The organism is Flintibacter sp. P01028 (genome assembly GCF_041925235.1).
Classification (GTDB): Bacteria; Bacillota; Clostridia; order Oscillospirales; family Oscillospiraceae; genus Lawsonibacter; species Lawsonibacter aceti.
In genome coordinates this window covers 144,013-159,165 of sequence record NZ_JBHEVC010000001.1, presented here as the reverse complement: position 1 = coordinate 159,165, position 15,153 = coordinate 144,013, and the positions used below count along the sequence as shown (strand labels likewise).

The window sequence follows — 15,153 nt, the reverse complement described above, 5'->3', positions numbered from 1 at the left end:
CCTTTCTGCCGTTCCTATCGGTGTAGCGGGATAGGGGGCATTTTCTGTATGTTCTCGGTATCATTTTCGGGCTTTTTCTGCCCTGTAAGCCCCGTTTGGAAGTCGGGGAGTATTGCGGTAAGGGTTCATATCATACCTGTATTTTTGTAGGGTTTCGGTATCATTTCGGGGCGGTCTTTAACGCTCCTGTTCACGCTTTTTCTGCTGGCTCGGTGCGCCCCTTAAAATCTGGTCGATATTGCGTCTGACTGTCTGAAGCTCCTGCGCCCGCTGGCGTTTCTCCCGGTAGTCGTTATATCCGGCGTTCTTCTGGACGGTAAGCTGCTCAATCTCCCTTTGCAGGGCTTTGCTGGCTGGCAGCTTGGTTATTCCATGCTCCCGGAAATAACGGGCGGCTGTGTCCGCTATGATAAAATCGCTTTCGTGCTGTTCCCGGTAGGCTCTCCGGGCTTTCTCCGATTTCTGCGCTTTCAGACCGTCACGGGCGGGCTTCGTGCCGATATAGCCCAAAAGGTTGCGCTGCAATTCCTTTTTCTCCCGGATAGCGGCTTCCAGCCCTTTCAGTCCGGCAAGGCTCTCCTGCGTGGCGGTGTTGGCTGCGGAAATGGCAGCGTCCAGCTCGTCCGGGGAAGAAAAGCCATACTGCTGGTAGAGCATGAGGGTAGCCGACATCTGTTTGAGGTTGTGCATGGTCGCCCACTTCTCATAGCCCCGTCCTTTCCCCTCGGCTCGCTTGGCGGCTATGTCTACCATGCGCTGTACAGCGTCATTGTTCGGGGCGTTTTTCGCTTCTTTTTTCGTCCGTAAGCGGTCTTTGATACTGCCGGGGTATTCCGCTATGGCTGCGGGTTTTTCGGCGGCTCTGGCGGCGTTCTGCTCCAAAACGGAGAGGACAGCAGCCCGGTCAAAATCGTCCCCCAGCTTCCGGGCGGTAATTGGCTTCGTCCTGTCCGGCGTGAGGTAACTTAGCCGCCCCCGGCTCTCCTTGACGGTCACACCATGCCGGAGAAGCAGGGCGGCAAACTCATCAAAGCCGGAAGCAGCGGCAAGGGCTTCCCGGATAGTCCGGCGCAGCTTCGCCTTATCCGTTTCAAACTTGGTCTGCCGGGGCGCGATACCGTCCGCAGCAATAGGGGCGTTGGCTCTGTCAAGGGCAGCCTGTCCTTTCTTCTGCGCCCAATACTCACGCTCGGTAATGCGTTCTTTGCTGCCGTTCAAAAGGTCTATCTGGTAAAGCCCCTCGCTGTGGCACATCTCCATGACTTCGGCTTTCAGATAGTTCATAGCTGCGTCCGTACAGCGGTGCTTGCAGCCTGCTTTCCTGTCCGCTGGCCTGTCCATGTGGGGCAGCATGGGAACCTCCGCAATCCGCAGACTGTTAATGACGATATGCACATGGATATTTTCGGTGTGGCTGTGTCCGTCCGGGTGGGTGCAGACAAGGGCCTGGTGTCCGGGGAAATGCTCGGCGCAGAACTTCTCGCCCAGCTCCTGCGCCCGATCAACGGTCAAGCCGTTGTCCGGGCCGTCCCGTGGGTCAAAGCTGATGATGTAGTGGTGGCTCTTTACGTCCTCCCGTTTCTGGTTCTTGCCGTAGCGGAGATTGGAGCGCATACAGGCAACGGCAAAATCCTCCCCGCCACAATTCAGAGAGGATATGCGGTAGTCTACCCTCGGTATGAGCCGCCCGTCTGCGTCAAGGGTGGGCTTCATGGTAAACTCGTCATGCTCGAATGTGAGGTATTTTTCAGCGTCCCCGTAGTTGGCATTTTTAGAGCTGATATGTTTGAGTATCGCCAACGGCTTCACCTACTTTCTGCAAGACTTCAAACTTCAAGGCGGCAAGGTCGGCGGCGGCTCCCCGCACTTCCTTTTCCAGCCCCCGGTAGGGGCTTCCGTATTCGTTCAGGCTCCGGGCAATCTGGTTTAAGTTGCCGCCGATTTTCCCGTACTCTGCCGTGAGCTTGGAGAGGGCGGCAAGCAGCCCGTCATTGACCGGGGAAACGGTGACAATGGGGCGTATGGTCGCTTTCCGTATGGCTTGCCGGATAAACTCGGACTGGCTGATTTCATAAGCCGCCAGCCGCCCGGTGAAGTCGGCGTATTCTTCATCGGTCATGCGGGTCTTTACCACATGACGGCGGTGGGGCGTATTGTATTTCTTTCGCATGGTCTGTGACCTCCTTTCTCGCCCGACAGGGCGCATAGCAGGGTTTGGGGAAGGCACTCCCCAACAAGATTCCCGCAGGGGCAAAAATAAGCGGAGAGCGAATTTTGGCACCTCGGTAGAATCTTGCTCTGAAAAACTCCGGCGTTCCCCGGCTCCCGTCCTTTCCGCTAACAAAACGTTTCAAAAGGGCTTTGCTACCCGCTATTCCGGCTTATCTTGAAAATTTTCCTTTCACTACCTACAACACCACGCAAAGCAAAATGGACGGAGATTTTTAGAATTTCCCCTCTATTCCCTACAACACCACGCAAGCCGGAATAGGCGGACAATGGCAGTATTTTTTTCTTTGATACCCTCTACGGATAAGTAAGGGATTTTGCCAACTGCGGCGGCTATTTTCCCTTTTGTTTTTTCATACTGGGGATTTTCAAAAATGCCAAACAGGAACGAAAAAAAGCAGCAAATCTGTTGAATAGATTTACTGCTTTCTGGTTGCCGGCGAAGCGGCGGTTATTCAGTTGTAGGCGGTAGGGCTATCTCCCAAAGCGGAACTTGAAAATAGCTGTGAGAAGCGTCTGGGTGATGTAGTCCTCTGTATCTTGGTCTACCCGTCCATTCACACGGGCGGCACATTGTATGCGGCGGCGGTAATACTGCAATACAGTTCCCACCGCTTCCGGCTCCCCGCTGGCGGCTTGGACGATTGTTTCATAGGGGAGAAGCCTATTATTTCTCATATGCCATTCCCTCCATTTCCGCTTGGAGCTGCCGTAGGGCTTTTCGGATATGGTAGCCCGCTGTGCTGCGGCTGCGCCCGTACTGTCTGCCAATTTCGTGCTGTGGAATACGCTTGAAAAAGGACAGGTAAATCATTTCCCGCTCCCGTTCGTCCAGCCGTGACAGGGCTTCCGCAAGTAAACCGCTGCTGAAAATGACCGTATCGCCGCAAAGGGTAAGTATGTATTCCTCGTCCGGCTCCGGGGCTTGGAAATATTCATCTGTCGTGCCTAAAGGGTAGTGCTTTTCGTCTGTGAGGTATTCAAGGGATATTTCTCTTTTGTGCTTCCTGCTCCGTGTCCTCGCTGCGTTGATCGTTGCATTTCGGATAACGACTTTGCAAAAGGCATGGAAAGTGTACTCGATATGTTCCCGATATTCTTCTGTACAGGTCATGGAAAATCCCCCTTTCCTCCCAAAAGGGCTGTGGCTGGTTAGTAGTTGCTTTTTATGATAGTAAGGGGCGGCAGCACTTTAGGCTGTCGCTCCTTGACTGCCTAACTGCAAAACCGGGCGGGGCTGTCAACGGCGGGCGAAGCCCGTTCATCTTGACCGTTGACTGGCTCGGCCGGGTTTGCTATTTATCCGGCAAACTTGAATTTATTTTAAGCTATCACGTTTTACCTTTTTAAGCCTTACTATCATTACCATAGGAATTTCTTTATTGTTTTTGAAACATTCTTCATAAAATCCATCAATGACAAATCCAGCTCTGAAACAAAGGTTAAAAATATCTTGTATGGAACGATGATAATAAATCTGCTCCTCCGGCTGCCCTTCGATCGCTATATCATAGTAACTGTGCGGTGTCATATATTTTTCAGTCAATGTGATAAAACAAGGGTGCTGCGTTGCAAAGACAAAAATCCCGTTTTCCTCCAATAGTTCATAAACAGCCATAAAAAGCGGTTCAATATCCGTAATATCCATAATTGCCATATTAGAAACTGCTTTCGTAAAGGCTCGATTTCTTTTTAATCCTAATAAGCTTTCTCTATTGGTCGCATCCGCTACGCAAAACTCAATTTGTTTTGCATATTGTGATCGCCGTCTTTTAGCCAATTCTATCATTTTTTTGCTGTAATCAAAAGCGACGACCGAAGCGCCTCTCTGTGCAAGATACGAAGAATAATTTCCATTGCCGCACGCAATATCCAAAATGTAATCCGAAGGATCAGGAGAGAGAAGTTCCGTTACTTTGGGACGTACTACCTCTCTGTGAAATTCATTGGATTCGTCACCCATTGCATCATCCCAAAATTGTGCGTTTTTCTCCCAGATCTTTTTGCTTTCCTCTGTTCCCATGTTCTCTCCCACTCCCAAAATTTGCCTTTTTGCTTCCATTAAATCTTCCTTACTATATTCCATTGTTACCCTCCATAACTTCTGATTGTTGCCGTCTTGACTATTATGTATCTTTTCTTTCCAAAATGGTATAGGCTTTTATTTTTATAATGCTGCAAAACTTTTCTTCTGTAAGGTATTCAAAGGATATTTCCCTTTGCCGCCGCTATTGGAAAGCCAAAAGCAGCGGCTTTTTTACGCGATATGACCGAAAAGACTAGAAAGCAGGATATGTCATCATTTGTCATTTCTTCTCAATGTAATAACTGCATGGCATATCAAGCCAAATACAAGAGAAAAACAGCCACCGCCAAATAGTGATGCTCCCCACCCTGCACCCGACATTGTCATAAAACCGCCAACAAAGAAAATACCAATGCCAAGAAATATCCCGACACCATAAAAAAGTCCAATTGCCATATCATACTTATTAAATTGTCGTTTCTCTTTTTTTCACATGTTTCCATTTTTGTTATTACCTCCTTCGCAAAATCGTCCATGTGGACTCCAAAAAGAAAACAAATTTTTTTCAACGTATTTAAATCGGGTTCATTAACATCTCTCTCCCAATTCGATAGCGCCTGCCGGGTAACATTCAATTTCCCAGCCAGTTCTTCCTGTGTCATTCCCGATTGTGTTCGCAGATGACGTATTTGCTTTCCTGTTGTAATATCCGTCTGTTTCTGGTTCAAAATGGTTCCTCCTCTCTGATGCTGATTTTATCAATGATATTTCGCAATAGCCAGCAATGAACGTTTGCATTGCGCAAGATGTTACATTATCTTCTGAAACATATGCCGGATCTTGTCTAAACGGCTGTTCGGGCGGCGTGGCTGAAACACAGGCTCGCCGGAAGTTTCCTGATACCCTTTTAATTCTGTAATGCAGACACTTCTTCCATTTGTATAAAAATTCAAATCATTTCTATATTCACCAATACAACGGGCAGGGATTTCCCCCTTAAAAATAACTTCATCTTTTTCAAGTCTGGTTGATTCAATGATTGCGCAATACTTTGGTGCGTCATTATAAGCCCGTGAAAGATATTCCTGCGGTGCAAAAAGGGTAAAGGAAAGGTATGGTTCCAACAGTTGTGTTCCTGCTTTTTTCAATGCCTGCTCCAACACGACAGGCGCAAGAAAACGAAAATCAGCGGGGGTGCTGACCGGGCTGTAATAAACTCCATAATCAAAACAAATTTGGCAGTCTGTCACTCCCCAGCCATATAAGCCCTGCTCCATTCCATAACGCACACCCTCCATGACGGCATTTTGAAAACTTTGGTTTAAATAGCCGAGAGATACCTCGCTTTTATATTGTGTTCCGCTTCCAACAGGAAGCGGTGTTACAGTCAAACCAATAGATGCCCAAAACGGATTCGGCGGCACTTCAATATGAATCGTGTAGCTCGCTTTTTTTTGCGGTCTTTCCAGATAAATAACCGAAGGCTCTTTCATAGCCACGCCCACATGATATTTTTCTTCTAATAGCGAACAAATAACTTCTAACTGTACTTTTCCCAAAAAAGATAATATAATCTCATGTGTAACAGTATCAATGTCAAAATGCAAAAGAGGGTCTGTATCAGCAATCTCTGTGAGGGCATTTAACAGGGCTTCCCTTTGCTCCGGCTTTTGCGGCTCTACCGTTGTCCGAAGTAATGGCATGGGATTATCAATCCGTGTTTTGTGAGGCAGGAGTTTTTCATTTCCCAGAATGTCGTTCAGTTTCAAAGTATCATCAGCTAAAATAACAATTTCTCCCGGACAGGCATGGTCAACCGGGACGATTTCACCATTTGACGGAATACACATTTCTGTAATCTTTATTTTTTCCTTTTTTGACAGCAGCAGGGTATCCCGTAAATGGAGCGTCCCATGATACAGGCGTAAATAAGAAAGCCGTTTTTTCCGCTCTGTATACTCAACCTTAAAAACATATCCACATAATTCAGACTGAATATCGTCTGTTTCTGTAATGAAAGTTTCTGTAATCGCTTCAATCAGTTTTTCTGTTCCTAAATTGTCTTTTGCACTCCCATGATAAACAGGAAACAAAGAGCAGCATCTGGTTCTTTTGCACTTTTCATATTGTAATTCCTGTATATCCAAAGAATCCTCTGCAACATATCGTTCTAATAGTTCATCGCTTCCGGAAATAATCATATCCCATTTGTCCAAATCAGAAATATCGGTCATGGTTATCTTTGGCGACAGGGAAACCTCCTGCATGACAATCATATCACTGGTAAGTTTATCTTTAATGCTTTGGTAAACACGCCGCAGGTCGATCCCATTTTGGTCTATCTTATTTATAAAGATAATTGTCGGAATGTCCATTTTCTGAAGCGCATGGAATAATATACGGGTTTGTGCCTGTACGCCGTCTTTTGCCGAAATGACTAAAACAGCTCCGTCAAGGACAGATAAAGAGCGGTATGCTTCGGTTAAAAAATCCATATGACCGGGAGTGTCCACGATATTGATTTTATAATCATTCCAGCAAAAAGAAGTAACCGCTGTCTGAATGGTAATTCCGCGCTGCCGTTCCAAAATCATAGTGTCTGTTCTTGTAGTTCCTTTATCCACGTTTCCTTGTTCCGCAATCGCTCCACTGGTGTACAGCAGGCTTTCCGTCAATGTTGTTTTTCCTGCGTCTACATGGGCGAGAATTCCAATATTGATTATTTTCATGTGATTGTCCTCCTTTTACAGCCCCAAAAGGGCATAAAAATCCCCAGCAGTAAAATACTTTTACCACTGGGGATTATAATTTGCGGACATACACATATACAGCATACACCTGTTTGTGATTGCTGTTTTTCGGATATGTCAAAATTGATAAGGCAAAAGTATTTCTTAAATTGGGTACAAAAAACCAAGCCCCCACAAAAGGGACTATCATAATCCTTTGTTCCCACTATTTGATTATAGTTTTATTTAAGAATACCTTGCCGCATATTTTTTACTCCTTTTTTGGAATGATGCTATTATATCACATTAGTTTTAGGAAAGAAAGTACCTAAAAGAAATTTTTCTTCCCCTTATATGTAACAATCATACCGACTTTCTGGCGTTCAGAATGGTTTCTGCTGTCTGCTGTGGTGTTTGGTTGGAATTGTCCAGCCAAAAGCCGATCCGTGGTGTTGTCTGCATAAATGTATCGTATAAGGTTTCAACCGTAAAGCCGGAATAGCCTGTTTTCTCCCTGTATCGTTCCCTTCCTTTTATTGTTTCCACATCTGGACAAAGAACGACAACCTCAACAGGGTATTTATGCGGCACAAAAAATATGTACATGTAACTAATTCAACACATTTATAATTTGAATAGGGACATTATAGCATTTACTAAATACAAATTCAATGTATACGGAAATAAAGATATAAGGAGTGGGAAGGATTCCGCCGTAGTCGGCATTGTAGGAAAATCCAAAAGTTTAGATTTTCCCACAATGCTTATCTTTTGGTCTTTGGTTCGGAATAGTGTAGTGCTGGCGGTCTATCTCTTGTTTTCGGTTGCTTGCTTCCTTACCGTACATGAGCATTTGAGCCAGGATTATCCGAGCCGTAGCCCTCCAGCAGATTGACAACGCCCCACACGCCAAGGCCAGCGCCGAGGGCCACAACCAGGGTCTGCAAAGTGTCAACAGCAGAAGCGAAAAACTGCATATAGCCTCCATTTCTCCGGGGGAAGCCCCGGCTATGAAAAAAGCCGCCCGAAAGGGCGGCTACTTATGTATTTTAATGATAGTACGGTTTCAATCGGACGTAAGGAGGTGCTCGTGGCATATTGTTTCCTCCTAAATGTCGTGAGTTTTCCTTGCTATTTCATTCCCGCTATTCGTGTACATTGTCTCTTGTTGCTTTAATCTGTGTTAAGTCTTATACATGTTATATAGTTTATAGGCAATATAATACATATAAATATGAAATATAATTCTTATATAGTTCTTACTTATAGGAATTTACAAGTTGAATTTTTTCTGATATATTTTAACCGCATCAAGAGAACACGAAAGGACGAAATATAATGATTCAGTTGAACTTAAAGAAAAAAGAGACCCACTTCAAAAACGCTGAGAACGACCTGTTGTCCCTGTTTTATTCAAGCGCAACAGGCAAATCGAATAAAGCATTTCGATTTGCAAAGGTCGACAACAATTTAGCCGTCTTTGTTCCACACCTTAAAGATGGCGCAATAAAACTATATCTGTACTATGCACTTGTAGCTAACAACGACACCGGTGAATCCTGGCATAGTATTGATACAATTAGCAAAAAACTGGGAGCCACTGAAAGAAGCATCAGTAATTGGAACAACCAGCTAGAAAATCTCGGTCTGATCTATAGAACCAGCACTGGGAAAAAGAGTAAGGCTACCTTTGTTTTACCCTTGACAGGATTTGCGGTGAAAATGAACATCCAACAAATTGAGCAAGTAATTAGTGAGCTGGACTTGTATGGCATAAATGTGCACACAAAAGTTTTTGGGAAGATTCAGTCTTTGACAAAGCTTTATGTAAAAGGAGATGTAGCGGACTCGGTCAATGAGGTTTTATGTGTTCATCTGCAAAAACCGACTACTGTGGATTCTGTTGAAATTAACCGCGTTGACACCTTTATTTACAACATCTCCACCACGACAAACGCAGACGCTGCGAAAAAGCTCTGGACGTTTGAGGGTGAAGAAAAAGTTGCGATTGTCAATGGCGAAAAGGAAATTACACTCGGCAAAAAAAAGCCAACTCCGCTTAAGTGCTTTTTTATCAATGACTCGTCCAAAATTGATGATACTGCCATTTACGAGATCATGAGCCAGCTCACAGATGATATAGACGTCTCCGATCTCCCCCAAATAGTCATTTAAATTAAGGAGGTAAACATGACTGATTCTACTATGGTATTGGTGCTTTTTCTGATGCTCGCTATTCTGTCGATGCTGAAAAAGTAAACAACCTAAGCTGGACTTACCCTGTCTTACAGGTAAGTCCAGTTTGGTTGCTTTTATTAGAATCGGTTGTTTCATTTTATACATAGGCGTCTGGATCGTCCACATCGTCATAGTTGAGGATGTCCTCGTCCTCGCCTATGGGCCCTGTGTCTGTTCCGCCTGCCTCGTACACCTCACAAGCCTCGTTCAGCCCAGGTCGCCTGCGGCGGTTGATGAGCTGATCGAGGAAAAAGGCGTTTTTCTTTTTATCGGCCTCAGCCGTGTATTTGTAGTTGGGGTGCTGCTTCAAGTCATACTTTGGGGAATAGAATGGGGGCAGGCCCCGGAGCTGTAAAATACAGCGATCCCCCGGCATGGTGGCAAGCTCGGCGGGGGTCATCAGCTCCCGGCCCAGCCGCTGGGTGTTGAGGTTGTAGCTTTCCGACTGGCCTTTGGAGCGCCCGTCTGTCTGCATATAGATGGTGGACTTCCCCAGCCAGTTTTCCGAGATCTCCTTGATGGTGGAGCTTTCCCGGCCTCCCAGGAAAACCACGCTGTCCATATTTCCCATGATCGTTTCCGCGTGCTTGTCATAAATGGCCTTGCACTGCGCCATCTGCTGGTAAAAGAGCGTCAGCGATATTTCACGGGAGCGGATGACGGCCACCAGCTTTTCCAGGTTGGGCACCTGTCCTGTATTGGCCGCCTCGTCCCACAGCACCCGCACATGATGGGGCAGGCGGCCTCCGTGAACATTGTCGGCCCTCTCGCACAGCAGATTGAACATCTGCGAAAAGGCCAGCGCCACAAGAAAGTTGTAGGTAGGCGTGGTGTCGGAAATGGTGAAGAACACCGCTGTTTTCCGGTCCCCGATGCGGTCAAGCCCCAGCTCGTCATAGGACATGATCTCCCGGAGCTGGGGGATGTCAAAGGGGGCCAGCCGGGAGCCGCAGGAGATAAGGATCGACTTCGCCGTTTTGCCAGAGACGAAAAGTCAAGGACTTTTTCATCAAATTCAAAAAGAAGTTACATTTTGCGGACTTCCTCACGGAGCAGACGCTTGATTTTGTCCTCCATCGTCTCTTTTGCGGTCTGGCTGAAATGCACACGGACGATATAGGTTGTCTTTCCGATCTGCTTTCTGACAGTCGGGCAAGGGGCGGTGTTGGTTGCGGTATTGTTCATTCAAAATCCTCCTGTAAATGAAAAATGCCCGGTGACTGTTCATCATCGGGCGATGTCGGTATGAGGGAACAAGGCAAGGCGGCAACATTAAGGTATCTATAAAAACCTTGCCGTCTTTGCCACGCTTGCCGTGTTCCTGTTGTCAGTCTCGGAGATAGCAGACCCATGCTGTGCCGTCTTTCTCGGTCACAAGCCTGTCCCCGATACGGCTCTTTGCCGTTCTCATGGTGCGTGAGGAAATCCCACGCTCATTGACCGTCTTTTCCAGCTCTGCACTTGGCATACGCTTTCCATCTGCCAGCAGTTCCAGAATGAGCATTTGCGCTTGTGCGGTCTTGCTCTCGGTCTTGGCGGTGTCTGTCCCGGCAAGAAGCTCGTCAGCGGTAATGTCATAAGCTCCTATCCATTCAAAGCCTTTCTCGTCTCCCAGAGAAAAGGCAAGGGACTGTCCGGGCGGCGCAAGGGAGCTTTTCTCATGGATAAGCACCCTCGTTGTGGGGCTGTCCTTCAGCTTGCCGATAAAAAGCAGACTGCGGACTGCCGCCGTAATGTCGATAGACCCTAATCCCCGATAGGTGCTTTGCGTTCCTGCGGCTTTGTTCAGGTGTCCGATCAGCACGATAGCGCATCCGGTAGCCTGTGCAATGTCTCCCAGACTACGGAAGATGGGACGGACTTCATTTGCCCGGTTCATGTCCACATCTGCGCCCAGAAACGCCTGCATCGGGTCAATGATAACCAGCCTTGCGTTGTTCTCTCGGATTGCTCTTGCGATGCGCTCATCAGCAAGGGTCAGCGGCGTGTCTCTATCGTCAATAACAAGCACTCGTTCAAGGTCTGCGTCAGCTTCCATCAGCCGGGGCTTAACGGTATCGCCCAGACCGTCCTCGGCGGTCTGATAGATGATATTGAAAGGCTCAAGTGTCTCCATACCGGGTAAGGGCTTTCGGTTGGTGCAAGCCGCCGCAAGACGCATGGCAAAGTAGGTCTTGCCCTCGCCGGGGTTGCCCTGTATGATGGTCAGCTTTCCAAAGGGGATATAGGGAAACCATAGCCATTCCACGCTCGTCAGCTCCACATCTGCCATGCGGAGCATGGGAACAGGCTGGGCGGTGGGCAGCTCTCGCAGCGTGATTGTTTCGACTATGAATTTGTGGCTCGGAATGTCCTTTTGCTGACGGAGAACATCGTTCCAGTCTTTCCTTGCCGGGACAAGGCGCATGACGGCGATCTTGCCGGGAATGGACTGTGCCAGTCGGGTACAGGCTTCGCTTCCTGCGGTGTCGCTGTCAAGGCAGAGGAACACTTTTCGGGTGTCCTTGCGTTCAGAAAGGAAACGGTCAAGGGCTTTGCCCGAAACGCCGCCCAGGGCAAGATAATTTCTTGTCTGCCAATCCTGCGGATAAAGGCAGATAAACGATAACAGGTCAATCGGCGCTTCAAAGACAAAGAGCTGATTGCCATTACCCTCGTGTCGGAACGGATAGGATTTGTCAGACCCGGCAATGTCCTGTCTGAATGGGTCTGCCGTTCCTCGCACATGGGCGTATCTCGGCGTACCGCTTCGGTCTCTGCCGACAAACACAACATTGTGCCGCTTTGCGTCCTCGTAAATATCCCCGGAAAGAAGAAAAGCCTCAACAAGCGTTTTGTTGAGACCTCGGCTTTCTGTGAGATATTGGATTGCTCTGTCGGCTGTCCTGTTGTGCAAGGGCAAGTGAAACGCTGTGGGCGGTGCTGTGCTGGCTTCGCTCTGTCCCTCACCGCTTTCGCCGGTTAAGAGCTGGACAGCTTCGGGAAAGGACTTGCCGTAAAACTCCATGACAAAATCAATGGGATAGCCGCCCTTGCTCTGGCTGTGGCGAAACCACTTGTTTCCCCGGACGGTCAGGCTGTCATGTTCTTTCCAGCGGTATTCCCGTCCGCTTTTGATAAGCGTCTCTCCCTGTGTGCGGAGAAAATCTTCCAGACTGACGGCGTTTGCCCGGTCGATCTGTGCTTGGGTGTACTGCATGGGCGTCCTCCTTACTTCTTGAAAACAGCGCATCGTCTGCAAATGCCATGCTCACGCTCGTCCATCGTGTAGGGGCAGTTCGCACATTCCTCGCCGTACTGTCTCATGATAACAGGCAGATAGCCCAGCTCCTGCAACATATCAATCTGGCGGTCGGTGAGGGTGGCTTCAAAGGCAAGGCATTTCCGGGTGTGTTCGTCCAGCTCGATCAGGTCGGAAAGCGGTCTGCCATCGGTCAAAGCTTCTCCGCTCAAAATGCGTTTTGCCGTTCTGCGGATGGGGTTGTACTCGTTCTTCCAGTCGTATTTTTTCATCGTGTCATATTCTCCTTTTTGTGTCGTGTTTGGGGTCGATTTTGGAGCATTTGTTCCTCTGTACGCTCGTTAAATCGGGCGGCAGTATCTACACATGACTTGACCTTCCAAAGACGGTGTAAATCGTCTCTGACGGTCTTAAACTCGCCATAGGTGGTGTTGTGCGCCTGTTCCAGCTCGTCATACTCTTCGGTCAGCTTTTTCATATCCACCTTGCCGTCCGGGAACTCCCCGGTCAGCTTGCGTCTGGCGGCGTAGAACATTTTCAGTTCGTCGGCGTGTTCAGCCTTGTACTTGGCTCTGGGCTTCTCAAACTTGATTTTCTGCAAGCCGTCATAGACAGGCTTCAAGCTCTGGAAAGCAGCGGAGCTGTCATAGAGCTGCTTAATTGCTTTCATTTGAGCGGTCTGTTCGTCCAGCGTTTTCTTCAAGCTCTCTGTGGCAGCACTGTGTTCGCTGACACGGCTTTCCAAATCTTCAAGGGAGTAAATGCCGTTTGCCCGGAGATAATTGAAAGTCTCGTTCATCTCTTTTAGGTTGCTGACCTTGCCTTTCTGCGAATATGCCCCGGCTCTGCGCTGGGTGTAATAGGCGTTCAGCAGAGAAACAAGGTCGGGTGCCTGTGGCTTGGCAAGCTCCGCTTTTGCTTCGGCAATCCAATCAAACAGGAGAGCGATTTTCTTCTTAATGTCCCGAATAACGGCATTGGTCGCTCTGATCCAGCGGTTGAACTCGCCTTTCTCGGTGCGTATGCCTTTCTTCTCCATTGCCCGGACGGTTGCGCCCTCATGGACGCTGGGAAGAAGCTCCACGCCCTGACGCTCATAGCTTCGGTGGTCGATGCGAACGTCAAGCCCTTTTTCCGCAAACTTGCCATTGCATAGCTCCACCCATGTCTGCCGCCAGTATTCCAGCGTTTCGGGACTGCCCCAGTCGGTAGTGGGAACGGCGTTGAAAATATACTCGCCGTTCTGGTCTCGGATACGGTTGCCGTCCTCGTCCAGCTCATACACCCGGCGTTGCTTTAGCCCCCACTTGCCGTTCTGCTCAATGGGACGGATGGGGCAAAGCACATGGAAATGCGGGTTTGATATGCCGCCGTCCTCCTTGTCCGGCTGGTGTACGGCGAAGTCAACCACCATGCCCCGGCTCACAAAGTTCTCCAACAAAAATTGCCTTGCAAGAGCGATGTTTTCCTCAAGGAAAAATTCATTCTGCAAGGCAATGTCAAAGCTGTATGCAAGCTGGGCGTTCTTCCCACGCTCGGCTTTTTCCACGGCGTTCCATAGCGTCTGGCGGTCTGCGTATTCGGGCGGTGCATGGGACGGCAGGAGAATGTCGGAGCAGATCACGCCGCCCTTGCGGGTGTAGTCGCTGTACTCGCCGTAATACTCGCTATACAATCGCTCCCCGGCACGGTAGGCGGCAGAAGCAATAGCGGACTGTCCTGCGCTTCGCTTAGTCTGCGTGACGCTCAGGTGAAATAGTGCCATCGGCTTTCAACTCCCTTTCTCTGTTTGCTTGGCTGATGTGGGTAATCGCCATGTGACGGACAGCTCGCTGGACTTCGGACAGGGAAAAGATGTGTTCCATCAGCTCTGTCATTTCGGTGCGTGTGAGATCTTTGATCTCCGGGGCAAGGCTCTCAACCGTGCCGCCCAGATTGCAAAGGCGGTGGGTGCGCTTGGTGCGTTCGCCTTTCTCAAGATACTTCTTTCGGTTCTCCAGACGCTCAAGCTTGTGCTGTTCCTGTGCAAGCTGCGTCTCGGCTCGTTCCTTTTCGGCTCGGAGCTGTTCAAGGGTTTTCGATTTTGTCATTGGGATTGACCTCCTTTTTTGAAAATGGGGATAAAAAAAGACCGCCGACTTTGTGCGCAGAGGGCGCAGGTCAACGGTCTGATTTTCGGTATTCGGTTTTTCAAACTTGCTGGCGGCGAACAGCATTTTATGCTGTTTGCGGACGGCAAGTCCACAGGGGATAGCCGCTTTAGCGGCGCAAGGGGGTGTAGCCACCTTGACGGAACGAAGTGACGAAGCATTCTCGATCTGGCAGTTTATTCTCTGCCGACCGGGAATGAAGCTCTGCAGGACGCACTACTCTCGACAGAGAGTATAGAAGTGCGCCCTTTAGTTCCTAAAGGGATTTCTCGGCTTCTGGAAATAAAAACTTACTCGTCCGTGTGTTCATCATCTTTGTCGTTTGTTTTATCTTTATCCAAACGGTTAAGTATCAAGCCTGTGCAAGTAACAATAACGATGCAAAGATACAGACCGATACCAAATATAGCGGATAAACGATAATCCCCCGATCCGTTGAAAATGTTTCCATACAAATCGCTAAAGAACGTGCCTCCTATGGCAACAATGATTCCAATGAGCAGGCATTTTCCAAATTTAAGCAAATCTTTATTATTCATA

Annotated in this window: 14 protein-coding genes and 3 pseudogenes; 1 reads left to right on the top strand and 16 read right to left on the bottom strand. The window is 48.4% G+C overall.

Annotation, left to right across the window (positions count from 1 at the left end; translation table 11 throughout):
• Positions 1 to 177: 177 nt before the first annotated feature.
• From ACEVJK_RS00785 to ACEVJK_RS00745, 9 genes and pseudogenes are all read right to left on the bottom strand, one after another.
• The gene (locus ACEVJK_RS00785; protein WP_002602093.1) at positions 178 to 1,800 is read right to left on the bottom strand and encodes a relaxase/mobilization nuclease domain-containing protein; all 1,623 of its coding nucleotides are present in this window, start codon (positions 1,798 to 1,800) and stop codon (positions 178 to 180) included.
• The gene (locus tag ACEVJK_RS00780; RefSeq protein WP_002602094.1) at positions 1,772 to 2,170 is read right to left on the bottom strand and encodes a plasmid mobilization relaxosome protein MobC; all 399 of its coding nucleotides are present in this window, start codon (positions 2,168 to 2,170) and stop codon (positions 1,772 to 1,774) included. The genes ACEVJK_RS00785 and ACEVJK_RS00780 overlap by 29 nt, the downstream gene beginning before the upstream one ends.
• A 533-nt stretch (positions 2,171 to 2,703) precedes the next feature.
• A complete protein-coding gene (locus tag ACEVJK_RS00775; protein WP_002602095.1) occupies positions 2,704 to 2,907 on the bottom strand; it encodes a helix-turn-helix domain-containing protein in 204 nt (67 codons plus the stop codon).
• Positions 2,897 to 3,343 (bottom strand): RNA polymerase sigma factor, encoded by a 447-nt coding sequence (locus tag ACEVJK_RS00770; RefSeq protein WP_002602096.1) that lies wholly within the window; start codon positions 3,341 to 3,343, stop codon positions 2,897 to 2,899. The genes ACEVJK_RS00775 and ACEVJK_RS00770 overlap by 11 nt, the downstream gene beginning before the upstream one ends.
• A 204-nt stretch (positions 3,344 to 3,547) precedes the next feature.
• On the bottom strand, positions 3,548 to 4,315 hold the full coding sequence (locus ACEVJK_RS00765) for a class I SAM-dependent methyltransferase (RefSeq protein WP_002602097.1): 768 nt from the start codon (positions 4,313 to 4,315) through the stop codon (positions 3,548 to 3,550).
• Positions 4,316 to 4,638: 323 nt separating this feature from the next.
• On the bottom strand, positions 4,639 to 4,983 hold the full coding sequence (locus ACEVJK_RS00760) for a helix-turn-helix domain-containing protein (protein ID WP_002602098.1): 345 nt from the start codon (positions 4,981 to 4,983) through the stop codon (positions 4,639 to 4,641).
• 81 nt (positions 4,984 to 5,064) lie between these two features.
• Positions 5,065 to 6,984 carry a tetracycline resistance ribosomal protection protein Tet(32) gene (gene tet(32), locus ACEVJK_RS00755; protein ID WP_002602099.1) on the bottom strand — a complete coding sequence of 640 codons (1,920 nt, stop codon included), beginning with the start codon at positions 6,982 to 6,984 and terminating at the stop codon, positions 5,065 to 5,067.
• Between the two features lie 363 nt (positions 6,985 to 7,347).
• Positions 7,348 to 7,569 (bottom strand): annotated as a pseudogene (locus ACEVJK_RS00750) (phosphotransferase); the annotation flags it as partial.
• A gap of 263 nt (positions 7,570 to 7,832) precedes the next feature.
• Positions 7,833 to 7,961, bottom strand: a pseudogene (locus ACEVJK_RS00745) (Maff2 family mobile element protein); the annotation flags it as partial.
• 361 nt (positions 7,962 to 8,322) lie between these two features.
• Here ACEVJK_RS00745 and ACEVJK_RS00740 point away from each other — a divergent pair.
• Positions 8,323 to 9,159 carry a helix-turn-helix domain-containing protein gene (locus ACEVJK_RS00740; protein ID WP_374739768.1) on the top strand — a complete coding sequence of 279 codons (837 nt, stop codon included), beginning with the start codon at positions 8,323 to 8,325 and terminating at the stop codon, positions 9,157 to 9,159.
• A gap of 160 nt (positions 9,160 to 9,319) precedes the next feature.
• Here ACEVJK_RS00740 and ACEVJK_RS00735 read toward each other — a convergent pair.
• From ACEVJK_RS00735 to ACEVJK_RS00705, 7 genes and pseudogenes are all read right to left on the bottom strand, one after another.
• Positions 9,320 to 10,207: pseudogene (locus ACEVJK_RS00735) on the bottom strand (VirD4-like conjugal transfer protein, CD1115 family); the annotation flags it as partial.
• A gap of 41 nt (positions 10,208 to 10,248) precedes the next feature.
• The gene (locus ACEVJK_RS00730; protein ID WP_009243220.1) at positions 10,249 to 10,407 is read right to left on the bottom strand and encodes a transposon-encoded TnpW family protein; all 159 of its coding nucleotides are present in this window, start codon (positions 10,405 to 10,407) and stop codon (positions 10,249 to 10,251) included.
• Between the two features lie 142 nt (positions 10,408 to 10,549).
• Entirely contained in the window at positions 10,550 to 12,421 is a 1,872-nt protein-coding gene (locus ACEVJK_RS00725; protein WP_374739767.1) for an AAA family ATPase, read from the bottom strand.
• An 11-nt stretch (positions 12,422 to 12,432) separates the two neighbouring features.
• Positions 12,433 to 12,735 (bottom strand): hypothetical protein, encoded by a 303-nt coding sequence (locus ACEVJK_RS00720; RefSeq protein ID WP_374739766.1) that lies wholly within the window; start codon positions 12,733 to 12,735, stop codon positions 12,433 to 12,435.
• Positions 12,732 to 14,228, bottom strand: a complete 1,497-nt coding sequence (gene mobQ / locus ACEVJK_RS00715; RefSeq protein WP_374739765.1) for a MobQ family relaxase — start codon at positions 14,226 to 14,228, stop codon at positions 12,732 to 12,734. Before mobQ ends, ACEVJK_RS00720 begins: the two co-directional genes overlap by 4 nt.
• On the bottom strand, positions 14,194 to 14,553 hold the full coding sequence (locus ACEVJK_RS00710; RefSeq protein ID WP_374739764.1) for a DUF3847 domain-containing protein: 360 nt from the start codon (positions 14,551 to 14,553) through the stop codon (positions 14,194 to 14,196). Before ACEVJK_RS00710 ends, mobQ begins: the two co-directional genes overlap by 35 nt.
• A 350-nt stretch (positions 14,554 to 14,903) precedes the next feature.
• A complete protein-coding gene (locus ACEVJK_RS00705; RefSeq protein WP_178566223.1) occupies positions 14,904 to 15,152 on the bottom strand; it encodes a hypothetical protein in 249 nt (82 codons plus the stop codon).
• Between the last annotated feature and the right edge of the window lies 1 nt (position 15,153).